General features: G+C 36.4%; 19 protein-coding genes and 1 other RNA gene. 13 read left to right on the forward strand and 7 right to left on the reverse strand.

All coding sequences use genetic code 11. The features are described from left to right. Positions 1-30 precede the first annotated feature (30 nt). From rfbF to AAHI99_RS02545, 5 genes are all read left to right on the forward strand, one after another. Positions 31-840: a glucose-1-phosphate cytidylyltransferase gene (gene rfbF / locus AAHI99_RS02525; RefSeq protein ID WP_342228106.1), complete on the forward strand. Its 810-nt coding sequence runs from the start codon at positions 31-33 to the stop codon at positions 838-840. A gap of 976 nt (positions 841-1816) precedes the next feature. Then, a complete protein-coding gene (locus AAHI99_RS02530) occupies positions 1817-2014 on the forward strand; it encodes an FkbM family methyltransferase (protein ID WP_342228107.1) in 198 nt (65 codons plus the stop codon). A gap of 130 nt (positions 2015-2144) precedes the next feature. Further along, entirely contained in the window at positions 2145-3077 is a 933-nt protein-coding gene (locus AAHI99_RS02535) for a glycosyltransferase family 2 protein (protein ID WP_342228108.1), read from the forward strand. Positions 3078-3084: 7 nt separating this feature from the next. Beyond that, the gene (locus tag AAHI99_RS02540) at positions 3085-3846 is read left to right on the forward strand and encodes a phytanoyl-CoA dioxygenase family protein (protein WP_342228109.1); all 762 of its coding nucleotides are present in this window, start codon (positions 3085-3087) and stop codon (positions 3844-3846) included. Beyond that, positions 3830-4627, forward strand: a complete 798-nt coding sequence (locus AAHI99_RS02545) for a class I SAM-dependent methyltransferase (protein WP_342228110.1) — start codon at positions 3830-3832, stop codon at positions 4625-4627. Before AAHI99_RS02540 ends, AAHI99_RS02545 begins: the two co-directional genes overlap by 17 nt. Positions 4628-4762: 135 nt before the next feature. Here the strand turns inward: AAHI99_RS02545 and AAHI99_RS02550 are convergent, their stop codons facing one another. The 6 genes from AAHI99_RS02550 to polA form a co-directional block, all read right to left on the reverse strand. After that, the gene (locus tag AAHI99_RS02550; protein WP_342228111.1) at positions 4763-6055 is read right to left on the reverse strand and encodes an adenylosuccinate synthase; all 1293 of its coding nucleotides are present in this window, start codon (positions 6053-6055) and stop codon (positions 4763-4765) included. Between the two features lie 80 nt (positions 6056-6135). Continuing rightward, complete coding sequence (locus AAHI99_RS02555) at positions 6136-7047, reverse strand: protease modulator HflC (protein ID WP_342228112.1); 912 nt, start codon at positions 7045-7047, stop codon at positions 6136-6138. Between the two features lie 2 nt (positions 7048-7049). Continuing rightward, positions 7050-8219, reverse strand: coding sequence for an FtsH protease activity modulator HflK (gene hflK / locus AAHI99_RS02560; RefSeq protein ID WP_342228113.1), 1170 nt, complete (start codon positions 8217-8219; stop codon positions 7050-7052). A 226-nt stretch (positions 8220-8445) separates the two neighbouring features. Further along, a complete protein-coding gene (hflX, locus tag AAHI99_RS02565; RefSeq protein ID WP_342228114.1) occupies positions 8446-9627 on the reverse strand; it encodes a ribosome rescue GTPase HflX in 1182 nt (393 codons plus the stop codon). Then, on the reverse strand, positions 9620-9901 hold the full coding sequence (gene hfq / locus AAHI99_RS02570; protein WP_339051247.1) for an RNA chaperone Hfq: 282 nt from the start codon (positions 9899-9901) through the stop codon (positions 9620-9622). Before hfq ends, hflX begins: the two co-directional genes overlap by 8 nt. 321 nt (positions 9902-10222) lie before the next feature. Continuing rightward, positions 10223-12922, reverse strand: a complete 2700-nt coding sequence (gene polA, locus AAHI99_RS02575) for a DNA polymerase I (RefSeq protein WP_342228115.1) — start codon at positions 12920-12922, stop codon at positions 10223-10225. A 77-nt stretch (positions 12923-12999) separates the two neighbouring features. On the opposite strand from polA, the gene AAHI99_RS02580 reads away from it, so the two are divergent. The 6 genes from AAHI99_RS02580 (at position 13000) to erpA (ending at position 16358) form a co-directional block, all read left to right on the forward strand. Next, entirely contained in the window at positions 13000-14082 is a 1083-nt protein-coding gene (locus AAHI99_RS02580; RefSeq protein ID WP_342228116.1) for a GMP reductase, read from the forward strand. A gap of 67 nt (positions 14083-14149) precedes the next feature. Continuing rightward, positions 14150-14548 carry a cytochrome c maturation protein CcmE gene (gene ccmE, locus AAHI99_RS02585; protein WP_342228117.1) on the forward strand — a complete coding sequence of 133 codons (399 nt, stop codon included), beginning with the start codon at positions 14150-14152 and terminating at the stop codon, positions 14546-14548. Positions 14549-14586: 38 nt separating this feature from the next. Then, positions 14587-15132, forward strand: coding sequence for a hypothetical protein (locus AAHI99_RS02590; RefSeq protein WP_342228118.1), 546 nt, complete (start codon positions 14587-14589; stop codon positions 15130-15132). Positions 15133-15161: 29 nt separating this feature from the next. Continuing rightward, positions 15162-15410, forward strand: a complete 249-nt coding sequence (locus AAHI99_RS02595; RefSeq protein WP_342228119.1) for a succinate dehydrogenase assembly factor 2 — start codon at positions 15162-15164, stop codon at positions 15408-15410. Beyond that, positions 15400-15825 carry a protein YgfX gene (locus tag AAHI99_RS02600; RefSeq protein WP_342228120.1) on the forward strand — a complete coding sequence of 142 codons (426 nt, stop codon included), beginning with the start codon at positions 15400-15402 and terminating at the stop codon, positions 15823-15825. Before AAHI99_RS02595 ends, AAHI99_RS02600 begins: the two co-directional genes overlap by 11 nt. Before the next feature lie 113 nt (positions 15826-15938). Continuing rightward, positions 15939-16358: an iron-sulfur cluster insertion protein ErpA gene (gene erpA / locus AAHI99_RS02605; protein ID WP_342228121.1), complete on the forward strand. Its 420-nt coding sequence runs from the start codon at positions 15939-15941 to the stop codon at positions 16356-16358. Here the strand turns inward: erpA and AAHI99_RS02610 are convergent. After that, positions 16355-17473, reverse strand: coding sequence for an anhydro-N-acetylmuramic acid kinase (locus AAHI99_RS02610; protein WP_342228122.1), 1119 nt, complete (start codon positions 17471-17473; stop codon positions 16355-16357). The two genes, erpA and AAHI99_RS02610, sit on opposite strands and share 4 nt — an antisense overlap. A 157-nt stretch (positions 17474-17630) precedes the next feature. Between AAHI99_RS02610 and rnpB the strand changes: the two genes are divergently transcribed. Then, positions 17631-17997: RNase P RNA component class A (gene rnpB, locus AAHI99_RS02615), an RNA gene on the forward strand. A gap of 182 nt (positions 17998-18179) precedes the next feature. After that, positions 18180-18635: a division/cell wall cluster transcriptional repressor MraZ gene (mraZ, locus tag AAHI99_RS02620; RefSeq protein ID WP_342228123.1), complete on the forward strand. Its 456-nt coding sequence runs from the start codon at positions 18180-18182 to the stop codon at positions 18633-18635. Positions 18636-18637 lie beyond the last annotated feature (2 nt).

Genomic DNA, 18637 nt, shown 5'->3' on the forward strand with positions numbered 1-18637 from the left:
TCATGGAATTCACATTACTTAAGGAAGATTATGAAAGCAGTTATTTTAGCAGGTGGTACAGGGACTCGTATTAGTGAAGAAACTAGCTTACGGCCTAAGCCTATGATAGAAATTGGTGGTAAGCCAATAATTTGGCATATTATGAAAATATTTTCAGCTTTTGGAATTAATGATTTCATTATCTGTCTAGGCTATAAAGGTTATCTCATTAAAGAGTATTTTTCTAATTATTATTTACATACATCGGATATTACTTTTGATATCACTAAAAATCAGACTAAAATTCATCAGAATAATGCAGAGCCCTGGCGGGTAACATTAGTTGAAACAGGCGAACAAACGATGACAGGAGGTCGGCTGAAAAGAGCGCTTCCATATCTGGGTAGTGATAATTTCTGTTTTACCTATGGCGATGGACTTGGAAATGTTAATATTCAAGCACTTATTGACTATCATGAACAGCAAAATACATTAGCGACGTTAACTGCTGTTCAGAATTTAGGTAGATTTGGGGCATTAAGTATAGCTGAAGATAAAAAAGTAATAGCTTTTAAAGAGAAACCTCAAGGAGATGGCGCTTGGATCAATGGTGGTTTTTTTGTCCTATCACCTAAAGTTCTCCATTATATTGATAATGATTATACTATTTGGGAGCAACAACCACTTGAAACATTAGCTCAGCAGGGAGAATTGTCTGCTTTTTGTCATCAAGACTTCTGGCATCCTATGGATACGTTACGGGATAAAATTTTTTTAGAAGAACTTTGGTCTTCAGGTAAAGCACCCTGGAAAGTATGGGATAAAAAGCACAGCTTAATTGAAAATACAGTTTTGGTTTAGGCTAGGAGATTCAACAATGAGGTTTTAGCAGGGAAAAAAAGGTATTGACAACAGAGCATACGGGGTTTAATGACTGTTGGCTTTTTTTTGGAATTATATTTAATTTTTTATGAACAAATGTATTTTATGAGATCAATATTAATTGATTATACTTACTGTCAGATAAAATCAAATATTTAATAAGCTAAAAAAAATCTCTTCGTTTAGATTTAAAGCTAAGGAAATAGCAAATGTTATATAAGCAATGAAGCACAGAGTCTTGAAGCTTTTGTATTGATAATCCATATTATTTTGCTGGCGCAGTGTCCTACCCTGATACATCTCAAGTAAAGCAATTAGGTTGACAATCAAAAGTATCAGTTGATGAAGGCTATAAGAACTGTGAGGAACTTTGGTGAGTTTACTTAATTGCCGTAAACCTTTTATATTGGAAATTTAGATAAGCAGCGTTATATTGATGAAATGTATGCATTGCATAACATTTGTTCGACTATACTCATTTTATAAAAAACAAATATATCTCATATTGCTATTCAAGATGATCATTTGGTTATGACAATACGTAGCAATGGGCTAAAAATACTTTGTGAATCATTAGATAAGTGAGTAGCGCTCATAGAAATTTTAAATTTTAATTATTATGAAAAAAAATGCCGATATATTATTTAGATTAATCAAACCGTACGATATATTTTTTGATATAGGCGCTAATATTGGGTGATATACGATGAATATGGCTCATCATGAAAAAACCGTTGTTGTGCATGCGTTTGAATCTATTTCTAATACTTTTAAGTTATTGAAAAAAAAATTAATCTAAATAATCTATCGAATATTTATTCATATAATTTTGGTTTTTCAAATAAAAATAAAAAACTTAATTTTTATATAGATAAGAATTTTTCAACGAATATTTCAGAAAAAAATTGCTAGAAAATAACAATTTAAAAAAAATTAAATCCTCAATAAAAAATAGATGATTTTTTCTGAACAAAAGATGACAAAATTGGATTTTATCAAATGTGATGTGGAAGGCGCTGAACTGACGATATATACCGGAGGAATCAATGTTATTCGTGAACATAAAGCTATAATTTTTACTGAAATGTTAAGAAAATGGTCAGTAAAATTTAACTATCACCCCAATGATATTATTGCCTTATTGTTTCGCTAGGCTATCGCTGTTCAACTGCAATAGATAATAAATTTATGGAATTTTTTTATATGAATGATAATACAATCGAAACCAATTTTTTCTTTTTGGACTCAATTAAGCATTTAGAAAAAATTAAGGAACTTATAATATGAAATTAATATCAGTAATTATTTCTGCTTATAATGAAGAAAACTGTATTGTTATTTTATCTGAACGATTAAAGTCTATTTTTAAAAAAAAGGAATCACAATATCGATTTGAAGTTATTCTTGTTGACAATGGTTCGATTGATACAACATTTGAAAAAATGGTTGTGATAAATAAAAAATATCCCGAATTCAAAATTGTTCAACTTACACGTAATTTTACTGTGTTTGGTGGATTAACAGCGGGATTACACTATGCGATTGGTGACGCAGCTATCACTATGTATGCAGATTTAGAAGATCCGCCAGAATTAATTCTTTCTTTTATAGAAAAATGGGAACTAGGATTTGATAATGTTTACGGTATTACTAAAGGACGCCAAGGAAGCCTAATTCGAAATATTAATTCTTGTCTTTTTTATTCAGGGATGAATTTTCTTAGTGGTGGCTTAATCCCAAAAAATGTTGCTGATTATCGTTTAATGGATAAAAAAGTGTATACCACTTTAAACAATATGCCTGAAAAAAAACGTTTTTTAAGAGGTATGGTTGCATGGATGGGTTTCAACTCTTACGGCATAGAATACGATAGAATGCCACGCTATGCAGGGCGTTCGAAAGCAAATACATTGGCTGTATTGCGATTAGCTGTTGAGGCTGTTTTTTCGTTTTCTTATGTGCCTATTCGCTTAATTTCGGGATTAGGAATTTCTCTTTCTTTAATTTCCTTTGTTTCTTTAATTATTGTCTTTATTAATTATCTTTTTTTTGCTGGGCCTTTTAAAGGTTTTGCTACACTTTTATGCTCACTTTTTTTATTATTTGGTTTTTTATTTTGTATTTTAGGTGTGCTAGGAGAGTATATAAAAATGATATATGAGGAAGTTAAAGGAAGACCGACATTTATTGTTAATAAAGTGGTTGATTTAGAATAGGATTTTTATGGGCATTTATTTTTGTGATAAAAATTTTACGGTAACCCAAAAAATAATTCGTAGTTTTGATAAAAATGGATTTTTGATTTTAAAAAATTTTTTGACTCACGATGAAATTGTTGCTATTCAGCAGCAAATATTAGAACTTTCAACTGCGATTAATGGTAAGTATAATTTTTTGATAGGAGAACATATAGACCAACATTTGTTAAAATTATTAACTCAAAAAAAAATTAAGCAATCACAGTTGTATGATCGGTTACAACATATACCTGGCATTTTAGCATTACCATCTAACCTTAAAATTTTGAATCTAGCAAAACAGTTGTTACGTGCTAAATATTTAGGAATTTGGCCTCGAATTCAGTTGCGTTTTGATATTTTTGGTGATAGGTGGAATGTAATTAATTGGCACAATGATTACATGTATAATCGTGGCACAGAATCTTCTATTACTTTTTGGATACCTATGGTGCATATTACCAAAAAAATGGGTCCTATAAAACTTGCACGTGGTTCTCATAGACAAGAGTATATATTTATTCAAATACAGAATGCTAAGTTTGATTTTACTTTATCTCAGGAAAATATTGATTCCTTAGATTTATTAGAGCACAACGAATATTTACCTGGTGATATTTGTATTTTACATAGCAAAACGATTCATACAGGGTGTTTAAATGAGGACCAAAATCGAGCAAGATTAACCTGTATTTTTAGATTGCAAGATTTGACAAAATTAGAGCTTAACCATGAAAATGAAAGATAAAATAAACATAAATAAAAAAATAAAAACACCCGATATTCTTATAGAGTGGAATCGACAAACTCAAAATAATCTTGATGCAATAGATCAATATACGAATTTATTTGAAACATTTCCTACAACAAATTTTAATAAAATAGAAAGTTTTGCGCGTCATGTTCGTCGTCAAACGCTATCTAAATTTTTATCCCGTACCGAAATTTTTAAACAAACGTTAGATGTCTGTGGTTCTGTTGTTGAATTGGGGGTATGTAGCGGTCAGAGTTTATTTACCTGGGCCCAATTATCTGCAATATTGGAACCTTTGAACTATACTCGTCAAATCATTGGTTTTGATAGTTTTACAGGTATTCCTCATATTAGTGCAGTTGATCAAGGAAAAAAATCTTCTGAGCATATAAGAGAGGGAGGGTTTTGTTTTTCAGAAATTGACGCCCTTGAGGAAGCGATTAATGTTTACGATAACAATCGCTTTATCAATCAGATTAAAAAAATAGAGCTGGTGAAAGGTGATATTTGTGAAACATTGCCAAAATATATAAAAGAAAATCCACATCTTGTTATCAGTTTGTTACATCTTGATGCCGATGTTTATGCTCCAACTAAAACTGCACTCGAAATGGTTGTTCCTCGCATGCCGAAAGGAAGCATTATTGTATTTGACGAATTAAATCAAGTGCCTTATCCAGGTGAAACTCAGGCTTTATGTGACACATTGGGTATTTCATCCTTGAAATTACAACGTTTCACCTGGGAACCTGGAATTTGTTACGCAATACTTTAATTTATTTGCGTTGAGAATATTGAAATGAAAGGTATTCGTGGTAATTAAGTATCTTCCATATGCATATCTCCCATTAAGTGAAGCAGACTTTCCTATATTGAAGGATTTTACATAACTAACAATCAAATTGATCAGCTAATACTGAACTATCTTCTCCAACACGATGGTTTCATCTCTATCAGCACCGGTAGAAATAATGACTATTGGTACGCCCACCAATGCTTCAATTCGACGTAAATAAGCTTGTGCATTTTGTGGTAATTTGGCAAATTCTTTAATCGGCGTTGTCGATGTTTGCCATCCTGGGAGTTCTTCATACAGAGGAGTGCATTGCATGAGATCTTCTGGATTTAAAGGCAGGTCAGTTAGTACTTGTGATCCTAATCGATAAGCCGTGCAAATTTTAATTGTGGCTAGTGTATCTAATACGTCCAATTTAGTTAGACATAAACCGGAGACACTATTCAGCTGGATTGCTCGGCGCAATAACACGGTATCCAACCATCCGCAGCGACGTGGACGTTTGGTGACACTTCCATATTCATTGCCGCGATCTCTGAGATTATCACCGTCTTGATCGAGTAACTCGGTTGGAAAAACACCGTTACCGACGCGTGTACTATATGCTTTGCTAACGCCTAATACATAATCAAAACAACGGATTCCTAAACCACTACCTGTGGCTGCAGAGCCAGCAATGGTATTGGAGGAAGTGACATAGGGATAAGTGCCTTGATCGATATCTAAAAATGTACCTTGTGCGCCCTCAAATAATAAAGTTTGTTTTGCTTGATGATATTCAGCTAAAAGCGCAGGAATATCGGTAATTAAAGGAACTAACTGTTTGCCTAGTGCTAATAATTGCGTGCAAGCCTTTGCGTAATCAATAGTTTGAGTTTGATAATAGTGTTCGAGTATAAAATTGTGATAATGAAATAGTATTTTTAATTTTTCAGCGAACTGTTGTGGATGAAAAAAATCACAGAGTCGTAAGCCACGTCGTGCTACCTTATCTTCATAGGCGGGTCCAATACCGCGTTTGGTAGTGCCAATGGCATTTTTTCCGCTTTTTTCACGTGCTTCATCAAGTGCGATATGTGTGGGTAAAATAATAGGGCAGGTTGCACTAAGCTTTAGGCGTGACCGTGCAGGGATGCCTTGTTGCTCTAATTCTTCCATTTCTTTGAGTAGGGCTTCAGGTGAAATTACTACGCCATTCCCAATTAAACATTCTACGCCAGCATGCAAGATTCCAGAAGGAATTAAACGTAAGATTGTTTTTTTACCTTGGATCACTAAGGTATGTCCCGCATTGTGTCCACCTTGAAAACGCACGACAGCTTTAACATGTTGCGTTAGCAAATCAACAATTTTCCCTTTACCTTCGTCGCCCCATTGGCAACCTACAATGATGATAGTTTTTGTCATAAAATTTTTAACATAAATACTTTGATGCGCTAATTAAACTAAAGAGAAAGATTTTGCCTAATTTTATACTCTATGTGCTATTAATTGGTTAATTTGAACTTGTTTTTATTGATGCGCGCTTTTTCTAGTTTGAAGTGTTCATTTTTTGTAGTTAATAACAAAAAATTATTCATAGAAGATGGATTAAGTCCTTGTTGATAGGCTTCTAGGTTGAGATAAAAAGCAGCAAATTCTGGATTCTTATTATAGGCTTGATTATATATTTTTGCGGCTTCGGCATCTCCTTGTGCACGAATTTTTGCAGCTTGCTCTTTTGCCTTAGCCAAGATTAAGCTAGCTGAACTATCCGCATTAGCACGAATCAGTTCGGCATTGGCTTTGCCCTGGGCACGTTGGGCAATGGCAGTATTTTCTTGTTCAATACTCATATTGTCTAATATTCGCGCATTGGCATCGGCAGAGAGATCTAACTGTTTAAAGCCAATAGTGGTAAGTTTAATACCAACTGTTTTAAGTTGTTTATTAACAACAGACAAAACAGAATCTATTTGCTGAGGGGATCCATTCAGGATGAGTTGGCTAAAAGGGATAGGAGTCTTTTTATCATTAAACAAAGTTGTTATTTGCTGGCTGATTAATAATTTAATTTGCTGAAAATTATTTTTGGTTTGTTGGTAATAACGTACGGGATCACTAATGTGCCAATTGGCAAAATATTCCTTAGTAATCGATTTTTTGGGTGAATTATCCTCAGCACTGGTTTCACTGAACACTACTGTTTGCAAGCGATTATCCAGTAATATGGGTCGCATTAAGAAAGGTATTATAAAATGTAAGCCAGGTTTAAGAATCGAGTCTGAATAGGGTAGCAATTTTTCTTCAGACAATAATAAACCAGTCTGACCTTCGGGGACGATAGTAGCGCTTTGATAAAGAATAAATAATATACAGGCTAAAAAGCCTAGGATTAAATGATTTTTTTTTCTTAGCATGATCATTCATATCCTCCGGAGATATTGTAACTACTGGGGATAGAGTTATTGGTTTTAAGACTACGTTCGCGGTTATCAGTATTTTCTTTCTTATCATTATTTGTTGAGGCAGTTAATTTATCTGTGTTTACAGAAGCTGTCGTATTGGATTGATCGCGTGTTAAGGAATTGAGAGTAGAATTATTAGCGACCAGCAGTTTATTCCTGTGTGCAATCATTGTTTGTAAGGCGGCCAAATAAAGCTGTTTTTTTGTCAATGTTGGAGAAGCTTCATAAGCGGGGAGTAATGCTAAAAAGCGAATAATTTCTATGTTAGCTTTTAATATTATCTCTTGTTGGTAAGCGTTGGCATCTGCTATAAGCCGTTGAGCTAGCAATTGTGCATGTGGCTCAACTTGAGTAGCATAAACATTGGCTTGCTTTTCGAGTTGTTCTTTATCACTTTTGGCATTAGCAACATCGGTAAAAGAGGCTTGTAATTGTTCGGGTACTTGAATAGATACCAAATCAATATTTTTGACGGCTAATCCCGTTCGCTCTTTTATTAATGTATTTAGCTGTTTTTGTATACGTTCTGCCAGTGAAAAATGTGAAGTGCTTAATAGTTGATTTAAAGTGAATTGACTAAGCACACGATTTACTATGCTGTCTATGGTTTCTTGTAAGTTGAATAAAGGATGAGCGGTTGCAAAAAGAAAGTTGCGTGGATCAACAATAGAATAATCAATATTGATATTCACCGCAATTTTGTTTTCATCGCGCGTTAATAAATTAACGCTAGTAGAAAGTTTATTTATTTTTCCAGAATTGATTATTGTAGCGTGTTGGAAGGGTTTAAGGATCCAGTGATAGCCCGCACCCATCGTGGAGCTATATGCCCCAAAATGGGTAATAACCGCTGATTCATCCGCATTGACCTTATAAAAGCCGAGCGCAAACCATGCAAGCAAGCAAGAGACGGAAATCAGACCCATAGTCTTCGCATTAAGTTTTGCAGGTAAGAAAGGACGGGCAAGCGCCGTTTTTTTATGCAATATTTTTAACTTAAATAAAGCGACGATTTTTTTATATAAATCACGCAGAAATGCTTCGAGATCAGGAGGAGTCTGTTTAGGTCGTCCTGTCCACGGATCTTTGTTTTTGCTGGGATCACCCGGTTCGTTCCAGGGCATAATATGCTCCAATTGTTAGTTTTTTAAGATTTTTTTCAATCTATGGTCTTTATAATACAGTTTACTTCTTTTTAGTGCAAAGCTGTTAACCCTTACATTCCAGGTGATACTGACTCGTCATTACGTGCACGTAGCAACAATCCAGGAAATATCGTAGCTATTTAAATAGATAGCTGTAATCTTCTTAGAGGAGCATTCTAGGCATGCTGAGTCATTCGCGCAACTATTAATTCAGCGACAAGTCGTTATGGTCGGATGAAGAATTTGATAGGTCAGTGATGTGAAGATTAAGCCTATAAGATTGTTCACTGATTTTTTGATAAGTAAGGCATTCAATGATTGCTTGGCGTAATAAATCGATACCTATTCCAGACTGAGCAGATATCCAAATTTTAGACGGAAGACCTGCTGCGTTGCGTTCTAAACGCGGCGGCATATCCTCTAATAAATCAATTTTATTGATAACGATCAATTGAGTAATGTGGTCGGTGTGTATTTGTTTTAACACCTTATCTACTGCTTGGTTACATTCATTCTTCTCTGTATTAGTGGCGTCCACTACATGCAATAATAGGTCAGCTTGTTGTGTTTCTTCTAAGGTTGCTCGAAAAGACACGACCAGATGATGAGGTAGTTGACGTATGAAACCTACTGTATCGGCCAAAATGGCTATTTGTCCATCGTTTAGAGACATACGACGTATACTAGGATCTAAGGTAGCAAAAGGCTGATTGGCAACAAAAACTGTTGCGTTGGTTAAACAATTAAATAACGTAGATTTCCCGGTATTGGTATACCCAACTAAGGAAATATGCGGTAGTTGAGATTTTCTTCTTGCACGTTGGCTTTGCGCACGTTGCGCACGAACCTTTTCTAAACGTTTTTTTATAATTTTAATTTGTTGTCGAATCAAACGTTTATCGGTTTCTAATTGCGTTTCACCAGGCCCGCGTAAACCAATACCACCGCGCTGTCTTTCTAAGTGTGTCCAGCCTCGAATAAGCCGGGTGGAAAGATGTTCTAGTTGAGCCAGTTTAACCTGTAATTTTCCTTCAAAGGTACGTGCACGTTGCGCGAAAATATCTAGAATTAATCCAGTACGCCCTAATACTCGACATTGTAATTTTTGCTCTAAATTACGTTCCTGAGCTGGGCTTAGATCGTGATTAAACAAAATTAATTGTGCTCGATGAGCAGTTGCAGCGGCGATTATTTCTTCAAGTTTACCCAAGCCAATGAAATACTTTACTTGTGCTTTACGTTGTCGCCCAGTGATGAGAGCCATCGCTTGGGCACCCGCTGCTAGAGCTAGCTCCTGAAATTCTTTTACTATTTCTTCTGATTCATATTTTTTAAAATAGATATGAACTAATAGTGCTAGCTCACCGCTTTGGGGACGTTCAAGCATTACTGATTTCTAGTTCCTCGTCAGTTGCATTACAACTTTGTAGATCATTACTTTCATCAATACTTGCTAATTTAACATTCTTTGCTGGAACGACTGTTGAAATAGCATGTTTGTAGACCATCTGGCTAACTGAGTTTTTTAATAAGACTACGAACTGATCAAATGATTCTACTAAACCCTGAAGTTTAATCCCGTTAACAAGATAGATTGAAACCGGAACTTTATCTTTACGCAATGCGTTTAGAAAAGGATCTTGTAGTTGCCCTTTAGACATAATTAGCTTCTCCATGCAAATTTTAAATATAAATATAATCTCAAAAAGCCTTGGTCTTAAATTTATTTAGCTTATAACCAAGCGCAGTAAGTTTAGCATGGGAAATGCATAGGGCATAGCCCTGAACGTTAAGACTTTGTCTAATCAGAGGGAAGTCAGAGAGAATCTACGTGTGTAGTCTATAGGTCTGTCAATGCACTAATATAAGATATCTCCACAAAAAATAGTGAAAAAAAAAGAATAGTTGTATTTTTAAGACCGCACTATTTTATACCTAATAGGTAATTTTTTTGGTAATATAGGTAAGTAAACCTTTTTTGGTTAAAGGGCTTTGTCCCAATTTGAGCCTATCTGAATATCGACCATGAGTGGCACGGACAGCTGAGTGGTATTGACCATTAAATCTTCAATAAGTTGTTTTGCTGGGTTTATATCAGCATCGGCGACTTCAAATACCAATTCATCGTGTACTTGCATAATCATATGTGCTTGAAGTTTATGTTGAGTTAAAGCTTGGTCAATAGTGATCATGGCTTTTTTGATGATATCTGCTGCGCTACCTTGTAAAGGCGCATTAATGGCAGCACGTTCGCTGGCGCGACGTTGTAAAGGATCACTGGAATTAATAAAAACCAAATTTAAACGACGTCCAAATAAGGTGGTGACATAAGCCTGTTCATGCGCTTGTAAGCGCGTCCGTTCCATATACTCTTTTACACCAGGATAACGAGCAAAATAGCGATCAATATAATTTTTAGCTTCTTCACGCGAGATGCCTAATTGTTTGGCCAAGCCAAAAGCAGACATCCCATAAATGAGGCCAAAATTAACGGCTTTAGCACTGCGACGTTGTTCATGTGTGACTTGATTTAATGGAATGTTTAAAACCTCTGCGGCAGTAGCTAGGTGAATATCGAGATTTTGCGCAAATGCATCCAGTAAACCTTTATCTTGCGAAAAGTGGGCGACAATGCGTAATTCAATCTGAGAATAATCCGCTGCAATAATTTTATACCCCGATGGTGCAATAAATGCCTGGCGAATTTTTCGGCCTTCTTTAGTTCGTGCAGGAATATTTTGTAGATTAGGATCAGACGAAGAAAGTCGCCCTGTAACTACTGCGGCTTGGTGATAAGAAGTATGGATACGACCAGTTTTTACATTAATTTGTTGGGGAAGTTTATCTGTATAGGTTGATTTTAATTTACTCAAACTTCGATGTTTTAAAATGACTTTAGCGAGCGGAAATTTTATAGCAAGTGCTTGCAAAACACTTTCTGAGGTTGATGCTTGACCTTTGGGAGTTTTTTCTAAAATAGGTAAGCCTTGTTCAATAAATAATACGGTTTGTAATTGTTTAGGTGATCCTAAATTAAAAGTTTTACCCGCCAATTGATAGGCTTCTTCTTCAAGCTTTATTAAGCGTTTCGCAATAGAGCGACTTTGTTTTTGCAATAATTGTGCATCGACTAATACACCATGACGCTCGATATGAGATAATACTGAGACTAATGGCATTTCAATGTGCGTGAAAACTTTAGATAAACCTGGCAATGTATCTAATTGAGGCTTGAGTGTTTCGTGTAAGCGTAAAGCAATATCGGCATCTTCAACGGCATACGGACCTGCTTCTTGGATATCGATTTGGTTAAACGTTTTTTGTTTAGCGCCTTTGCCAGCAATTTCTTCAAAATGTATCGTTTTATGATCCAAATGTTTTATTGCTGCGCTATTCAGACTATGTGAATTACTTGCACTGTCGAGTAAATAAGATTCCAGCATGGTATCAAAACCCAATCCTTGCAGCTGGATCCCATAATTGGCAAGAACACCCATATCATATTTTAAGTTATGACCTATTTTTAATTGTTTAGGATCTTCAAAGAGCGGTTTAAGTTGTTGCAAAACCCAATTTCTATTTAATTGTTCGGGCGCTCCTATATAATCATGAGCTAAAGGAATATAAACAGGTTTTTCATCTTTTATGGCAAAAGACAGGCCGACAAGTTCTGCTTGCATGACATCTAAACTCGTCGTTTCGGTATCGAATGCCCAGATTTTTATCTTAGTTAATTGTTTCAAAAAGAGTTGAAAAGATTTTTTGTCGAGAATTAACGAATAAAGTGTTCGATTGGTTTCAGATTTATCAATAGTTTGGCTGGATGGATCCAAATTTTTTTCTAATTCTCTAATCCATCCTTTGAATTCTAGTTTCTTGTAACTTTCCATTAACGCAGAAGTATCGGGAGGTTTGGGTCGGAATTTTTCTAAGTCAAATTCCAGATCGACATCGGTTTTAATAGTGACTAATTGGCGAGATAAAGGGAGCTTATCGAGATGTGCTTTAAGATTTTCTCCTACTTTACCTTTAATTTCATCTGCATTTTTTATCAGTGATTCAAGGTTTCCATATTGATTAAGCCATTTTGCTGCGGTTTTTGGTCCTACGTTGGGAATTCCAGGAACATTATCTACAGCATCACCAATTAAACTTAAATAATCAGTTATTTGTTCTGGCCTGACGCCAAATTTATCGATGACACCTTGATGGTCTAGACGTGTGTTCGTCATGGTATTTACTAGTGTGATATCTTCGCAGACTAACTGTGCAAAGTCCTTATCGCCCGTGGAAATCAAAACCGGTAGATGTTGTTGTATGGCTTTTAAGGCTAATGTACCTATCACATCGTCAGCTTCAACGCCAGGATGGATGATAAGCGGCAATCCTAAGCCACGAACGATGGTGTATAGAGGTTCTATTTGTGGTTGTAAATCATCTGGCATGGAAGGGCGATGGGCTTTATATTCTGTATATAATTCTTCACGAAATGTTTTACCTTTAGCATCGAAAACCACCACCATATATTCTGGATTAGTATCTTTAATTAATTTGCGTAGCATATTAATGACCCCATACACGGCACCAGTAGGCTCTCCTCTGGAATTACTTAAAGGGGGAAGTGCATGAAAGGCACGATAAAGATAAGAAGTGCCATCGACTAAGACTAAGGGTTTTTTCATAAGGGTATGATAACATATGCCATCTTTATGCTAGGCATATCACTTAGACAATCTAGTCAATAAAGCAGCCAAAATTAATGAGTCATGAGGTTATTATGCGTATCGAGCAAGAAATAAGATTAGATTTTAAGGATGTATTAATTCGCCCGAAGCGTAGCACCTTGCAAACACGCGCGGATGTTGACTTAACCCGCGAATACACGTTTAAACACTCAGGATTTTCTTGGAAAGGGATACCTATTATTGCTTCAAATATGGATCATACCGGTACTTTTGCCATGGCTAAAAGTTTAGCTAAACATAAATTACTCACTGCGATTGATAAATTTGCAAGCTTACAAGATTGGAAAAAATTCTATAATCAACATCCCAAGTCTATTGCTTACTGTTTTCCAACAATAGGGATTAAAACAAAAGATATGGATATGCTGGCAAAAATAATTAAAATAGCACCAAGTCCTTTTATTTGCATCGATGTTGCCAATGGCTATACACAACGTTTTGTCGATAGTATTCGTGCCTTACGAAAAAAGTATCCGAAAAAAACTTTAATTGCAGGCAATGTGGTGACTGCTGAAATGGCCGAAGAATTAGTTTTAGCGGGCGCAGATATTGTCAAAGTAGGAATTGGTCCGGGTTCTGTTTGTACCACACGCTTGAAAACAGGTGTAGGTTATCCACAATTGTCCGCTATCATAGAATGTGCAGATGCTGTGCATGGTTTAGGCGGACTTTTATGTGCAGATGGTGGTTGCGTTTCACCGGGTGATGTCGCTAAAGCGTTTGCGGCAGGTGCCGACTTTGTTATGCTAGGAGGCATGTTGGCCGGTCATGAGGAATGCGCTGGCGAAAAAGTAGAGGAAAATGGCAAATGGTTTATGCGATTTTATGGAATGAGCTCGAGTGAAGCGATGCATAAACATCATGGTAAGATGAATGCTTATCGTGCTAGCGAAGGTCGTTCTGTCAATGTTCCTTACCGAGGTAAGGTAGAAAATACGGTACTTGATATTTTAGGTGGATTGCGTTCTACCTGTACCTATGTGGGTGCACAGCGTTTGAAAGAACTTTCTAAACGAACCACTTTTCTACGTGTTACTCAACAATTAAATGAAGTTTTTGCGGCGTTACAAGTTAACGAATTGATTAATAATAACTAGGGTGTGGTGACACAATCTCGTTAGTGCTTTCATGAAACTTCTGTGAGATTAGGACAGCAAAAATGCAATGAATGCACTCCAAAAAAAACGTTTAAATTTCATTTTACTCATGTTATTGGTGGCTGGTTTTGTTATTGGTTTATCTCTCTATGCGTTAAAACAAAACATTAATTTGTTTTATACACCCACCCAACTTGCTGAACGACATTTAACACCTGGCCGACCGTTTCGTTTAGGGGGTCAAGTTAAAAAAGGCACGGTAAAACAAAATGAGCAGCATTTGTTAGTTTCTTTTGTAGTGAGTGATGCATCGCGTAACGTTCTGGTTGAATATCAAGGTGTACTCCCGGATTTATTCCGAGAAGGACAGTCTGTGGTTATTGAAGGAAGTCTGGATCAAGCAGGTATTATGCAAGCCAACCAAGTACTTGCGAAACATGATGAACGATATCGAGCCGTTAAATAACGGTTTTTCATCTTCTGTTGTAACAATAGGGAAATAAAATGAGCAAAATGACTAGCTTAAAAGTATTGATAGCCGTTTTGTTGGTGACGATAGCCTGCCTAGCTTATATCTTATTAACCCGGTTTTTCCCGAGTGAAGAGGTGTTTTTTATGGGATCCAAAGCCCTAAATCGGGCTTTGGTGTTGGATTTAAGTATCAAAAGTAATAAAGATTATGCGACTTTTTTACCTGAAAATTCAGGATTTTTAGTAGTGCATCCCGCTCAATCCGCTGAAGATCATCGTGATGATATTCTTGAAACGCGTGATATTTTTGCTTTAGTTGAAAAAACTAACAAAAATACCTTACAAGATTCAGATCCTCTTTATCCAGAATTAGAATTACTGTTTTTAAGAAAAACACCTTTAGGAATACGTGGTAATTATGTGACTTTATCCAGTTTAGGTGTAAAAAGTATTGTTTTTAATCCTGAATATCTCCAACATTTTTTGCAAATCTATCAAGATAAACTTCCTCATGCTGCAGGCTATGCCATTATGGGTGATAGTAGCCAAAGGCAGATTCGTGATATTCTAGTGAACTAATTTTTGATAAAGCCTATGACTCCTGAGCGATGAAGAACTTGCAAGAAAAATTAAAACGTTTACGATGGCAATGCCGGCGCGGCATGCTCGAATTAGATCTTGTTTTATTAACTTTTTTAGATAAAAATTACCTAAATTTAAGCACTGCCGATCAAGAGTTATTTGAGCAATTATTAACGCATTCGGATCAAGAACTTTACTGTTATTTAATTAAACGCCAGCCTGTAGAAAATGCAGCAATGCAGATTTTGATAGAACGGGTAAGTTGTGGCCGCTAATTTCTATCGTTTAAAATCCTCTTATTATTTTGCTATTTTTCTCCTAGTGGTGCATGGTGGCGCTATTGCTTGTTTATGTTTTTTACCTTGGCCATGGTGGACTAAATTATTATTGAGCTTGGCTTGTTTAATGAGCTTTGTGGCTCTTTTTTGTCAACATATTTTATTAAATAATCCGCGTTCAGTGATTGAATTTTGGCAACAAAGTTCAGGTTCTTGGCAATTGAGAAATAATCTAGGTGAAGTAAAGTTATTTAATTTAGCGGACGATAGTATTTGTACCCGTTATTTTGTCCTACTCAACTTTGTTTCCTTAGACAAGAAAAAAAGCAAAATTTCCTTAGTTTTATTGCCGGATAGTTTAAATCCCAAGGACTTTAGACAGTTGCATAGGCAATTACACGGCGTTGGCTAAACCGTCCTTAATGTTACTTTCAAGAATGAGCCAATAACGGCAATATTCTTGCTATAGGCTTGGCACTTGGAATAATGTATAATTTTTAAGCAATTTTCACGCAGTAGGTTCTTATGTCAGAAATACTATCACCGCAAAATTTAGTTTCAGAGACGTCCTTCCCAGAGATACAGCCGGTTACGCTGACTGAAAATGCGGCTAGAAAAATAGGGGAATTGATCGCTGAGGAAGAGAATTTTCAGCTAAAATTACGTGTCTTTATTACCGGTGGTGGTTGTTCAGGTTTTCAATATGGATTTAGTTTCGATGAGACTATTAATGAAGATGATACAGTGATAAGCAAGACTATCGTTAAAAAAGATGCTGGAGATTGTGATTCTATTAAGGTTCAATTACTCGTGGATCCCATGAGTTTAGTTTATTTAGTAGGTGCAGAAATCGATTATAAATCTGACTTAACTGGGGAACAGTTTATCATTCGTAATCCAAACGCTAAAACCACTTGTGGTTGCGGCTCTTCTTTTGCTGCTTAGGCTTTTAAGTATATTCCACCCAATATGGTTGCGTTTTTAGCGCCAGTTACTTCAGGAAGATTACTGGATTTGCCCTCTAAAGTTTGTTTTGCAATCCATGCAAATGCCATCGCTTCTACCCAATCACTGGCAATGCCTCGATCATCGGTTAACAATACTTGATGCGGATGGCAATGTTGTTGGATGCGTTTTCTTAAATAGATATTCTTACTTCCTCCTCCACACATCAAAATGACGCCATGGATACTTTTAATGGTTTGGATAGCGCTGCTAATGCTGACTGCAACCAGTTCACAAAGTGTTGCTTGCACACTAGCGGGTGATACCTGTCGATTTAGCTTAGCTAAATGAGTTTGTATCCATTTAAAATTGAAATATTCAGGTCCGGTACTTTTGGGCGGTTTTAATTGAAAATAAGGATCGGATAAAAATTGGCGTAATAACACTTCGTCAAAAGTAGCACTCGCTGCCCAAACGCCATTTTCATCAAACCATTGTTGGCGGTGAGCGTGTATCCATTGATCCAGTAAACAATTTGCTGGGCCGATATCGAAACCTAAAATAGTTGCATTTAAATCGGCAGGTAAATAAGTGATATTAGCGATCCCACCAAGATTTAACACGATAGTATCTTCTTTTTCAGTGCGAAAAATAGAATTGTGAAAAGCGGGCGTTAGGGGTGCACCTTGGCCACCTGCAGCAATATCGCGTCGACGAAAATCTGCAATCGTCGTTATTCTGGTTTTTTCGGCAATAATATTCGGATCGCCAATCTGAATTGTAAAAGGGTAATTTGAAAGATGGGGATAATGAAAAACGGTTTGACCATGACTACCTATGGCTAAAATATCTTTGGCAGAAAATTGACTTTCTGCTAATAATTTTTTTATCGTTTCCACTGAAATTAATGCTATTTTTTGATCGAGTTCAGCAAATTTTTTAATGTTGATTGTGTCTGTAGTGTATAGTTTAGTGAGATCTTCACGCAAAGTATTGGATAAAGGGGATTTGTAGCTTGCAAGTAAGCTCGGTTGGTCGCTAGAAAAATCTACTAATGCAGCATCTACTGCATCCATACTCGTACCTGACATTAAACCGATGTACAATTTTTTCATTAACAGTTTTTCCTAGATTGCTTCGCGATCGCACCATCAATATGCGCAATAATTAATGATATGCAAAAAAGACTAGATTTTTAATAAGCTTTATTAGCGAAATATTTTTTAATTGTATTGCAATGCACAGCGAAAAAATAGTACGCTAAGCTTAAGTAGAGTTGGCTAGACAGTCGCTGTAGTTTCTACAGAGGAAAGTCCGGGCTCCATCGGGCAAAGTGCCAGGTAATGCCTGGGAGGCGTAAGCCTACGGAAAGTGCCACAGAAAATATACCGCCTATAACTAATTTCACCGTCTTTAGGCGAAAATAGAACGAGGTAAGGGTGAAAAGGTGTGGTAAAAGCACACCGCATCGTTGGTAACAGTGATGGCAGGGCAAACCCCACTTGGAGCAAGACCAAATAGGAACCTTTTAGGCGTGGCCCACGCTAGGTTCGGGTAGGTCGCTTGAGATGTATGGTGACGTATATCCTAGATGAATGACTGTCCACGACAGAACCCGGCTTATCGGCTGACTCTCTTTTCTAAATTATTACCATTTAGGTAATTAATCCCCCAAATTTATAGTCTCTCTGCTCGTTTTGTATTTATAAAACACATTTATTCAAGCTCCTCCAGCTAATGCTTGACAAGAAGCAATTCTAATTCCTATAGTGTAATTAAGTGGCAAAAAGTGGGTAAATGTGGGCAGAAATGGGATAAATTATGTTTCGGGGTATAAATTTGGTAGTGCTCGATGCGAAAGGCCGGATCAAGTTACCGGTGCGCTTTCGACAGTTGCTGCCTGCAGATAAAGAACCTCAGCTAGTACTCACCATCGATACCGAGTCTCCTTGTTTATTGCTTTATCCGATACAGGAATGGGAAATCATCGAAGAAAAATTGCAGGCTTTACCGAGCTTTAATCCCGCAGTACGACGTATTCAGCGTTTACTGATAGGTCATGCAACGGATTTGGATTTAGATACGAATGGTCGAATTTTATTGCCAGCACTGTTAAGAAATTATGCGCATTTAGAAAAAGAAATTATGGTCGTAGGTCAAGGTAGAAAAATTGAGTTGTGGGGCGCTAGTGAATGGGACGATTATCGTACTCAATGGATTTCAGAAACAGTTAAGCCCGGCGATATACCCGATGAGTTACAGACTCTAGCGTTGTAGGC

The sequence above is a fragment of the Rickettsiella endosymbiont of Rhagonycha lignosa genome (assembly GCF_964031165.1).
In the GTDB taxonomy this organism is placed as follows: domain Bacteria; phylum Pseudomonadota; class Gammaproteobacteria; order Diplorickettsiales; family Diplorickettsiaceae; genus Aquirickettsiella.

Bases quoted from the DNA above. Each gene is read 5' to 3' on its own strand.
- AAHI99_RS02535 (WP_342228108.1), top strand. From the start codon at position 2,145: ATGAAATTAATATCAGTAATTATTTCTGCTTATAATGAAGAAAACTGT.
- AAHI99_RS02580 (WP_342228116.1), top strand. From the start codon at position 13,000: ATGAGTCATGAGGTTATTATGCGTATCGAGCAAGAAATAAGATTAGAT.
- AAHI99_RS02550 (WP_342228111.1), bottom strand. From the start codon at position 6,055: ATGACAAAAACTATCATCATTGTAGGTTGCCAATGGGGCGACGAAGGT.
- erpA (WP_342228121.1), top strand. From the start codon at position 15,939: ATGTCAGAAATACTATCACCGCAAAATTTAGTTTCAGAGACGTCCTTC.
- mraZ (WP_342228123.1), top strand. From the start codon at position 18,180: ATGTTTCGGGGTATAAATTTGGTAGTGCTCGATGCGAAAGGCCGGATC.
- hflK (WP_342228113.1), bottom strand. From the start codon at position 8,219: ATGCCCTGGAACGAACCGGGTGATCCCAGCAAAAACAAAGATCCGTGG.
- hflX (WP_342228114.1), bottom strand. From the start codon at position 9,627: ATGCTTGAACGTCCCCAAAGCGGTGAGCTAGCACTATTAGTTCATATC.
- AAHI99_RS02530 (WP_342228107.1), top strand. From the start codon at position 1,817: ATGATTTTTTCTGAACAAAAGATGACAAAATTGGATTTTATCAAATGT.
- AAHI99_RS02590 (WP_342228118.1), top strand. From the start codon at position 14,587: ATGAGCAAAATGACTAGCTTAAAAGTATTGATAGCCGTTTTGTTGGTG.
- AAHI99_RS02610 (WP_342228122.1), bottom strand. From the start codon at position 17,473: ATGAAAAAATTGTACATCGGTTTAATGTCAGGTACGAGTATGGATGCA.
- hfq (WP_339051247.1), bottom strand. From the start codon at position 9,901: ATGTCTAAAGGGCAACTACAAGATCCTTTTCTAAACGCATTGCGTAAA.
- rfbF (WP_342228106.1), top strand. From the start codon at position 31: ATGAAAGCAGTTATTTTAGCAGGTGGTACAGGGACTCGTATTAGTGAA.
- ccmE (WP_342228117.1), top strand. From the start codon at position 14,150: ATGAATGCACTCCAAAAAAAACGTTTAAATTTCATTTTACTCATGTTA.
- AAHI99_RS02545 (WP_342228110.1), top strand. From the start codon at position 3,830: ATGAAAATGAAAGATAAAATAAACATAAATAAAAAAATAAAAACACCC.
- AAHI99_RS02555 (WP_342228112.1), bottom strand. From the start codon at position 7,047: ATGCTAAGAAAAAAAAATCATTTAATCCTAGGCTTTTTAGCCTGTATA.
- AAHI99_RS02595 (WP_342228119.1), top strand. From the start codon at position 15,162: ATGAAGAACTTGCAAGAAAAATTAAAACGTTTACGATGGCAATGCCGG.
- AAHI99_RS02540 (WP_342228109.1), top strand. From the start codon at position 3,085: ATGGGCATTTATTTTTGTGATAAAAATTTTACGGTAACCCAAAAAATA.
- polA (WP_342228115.1), bottom strand. From the start codon at position 12,922: ATGAAAAAACCCTTAGTCTTAGTCGATGGCACTTCTTATCTTTATCGT.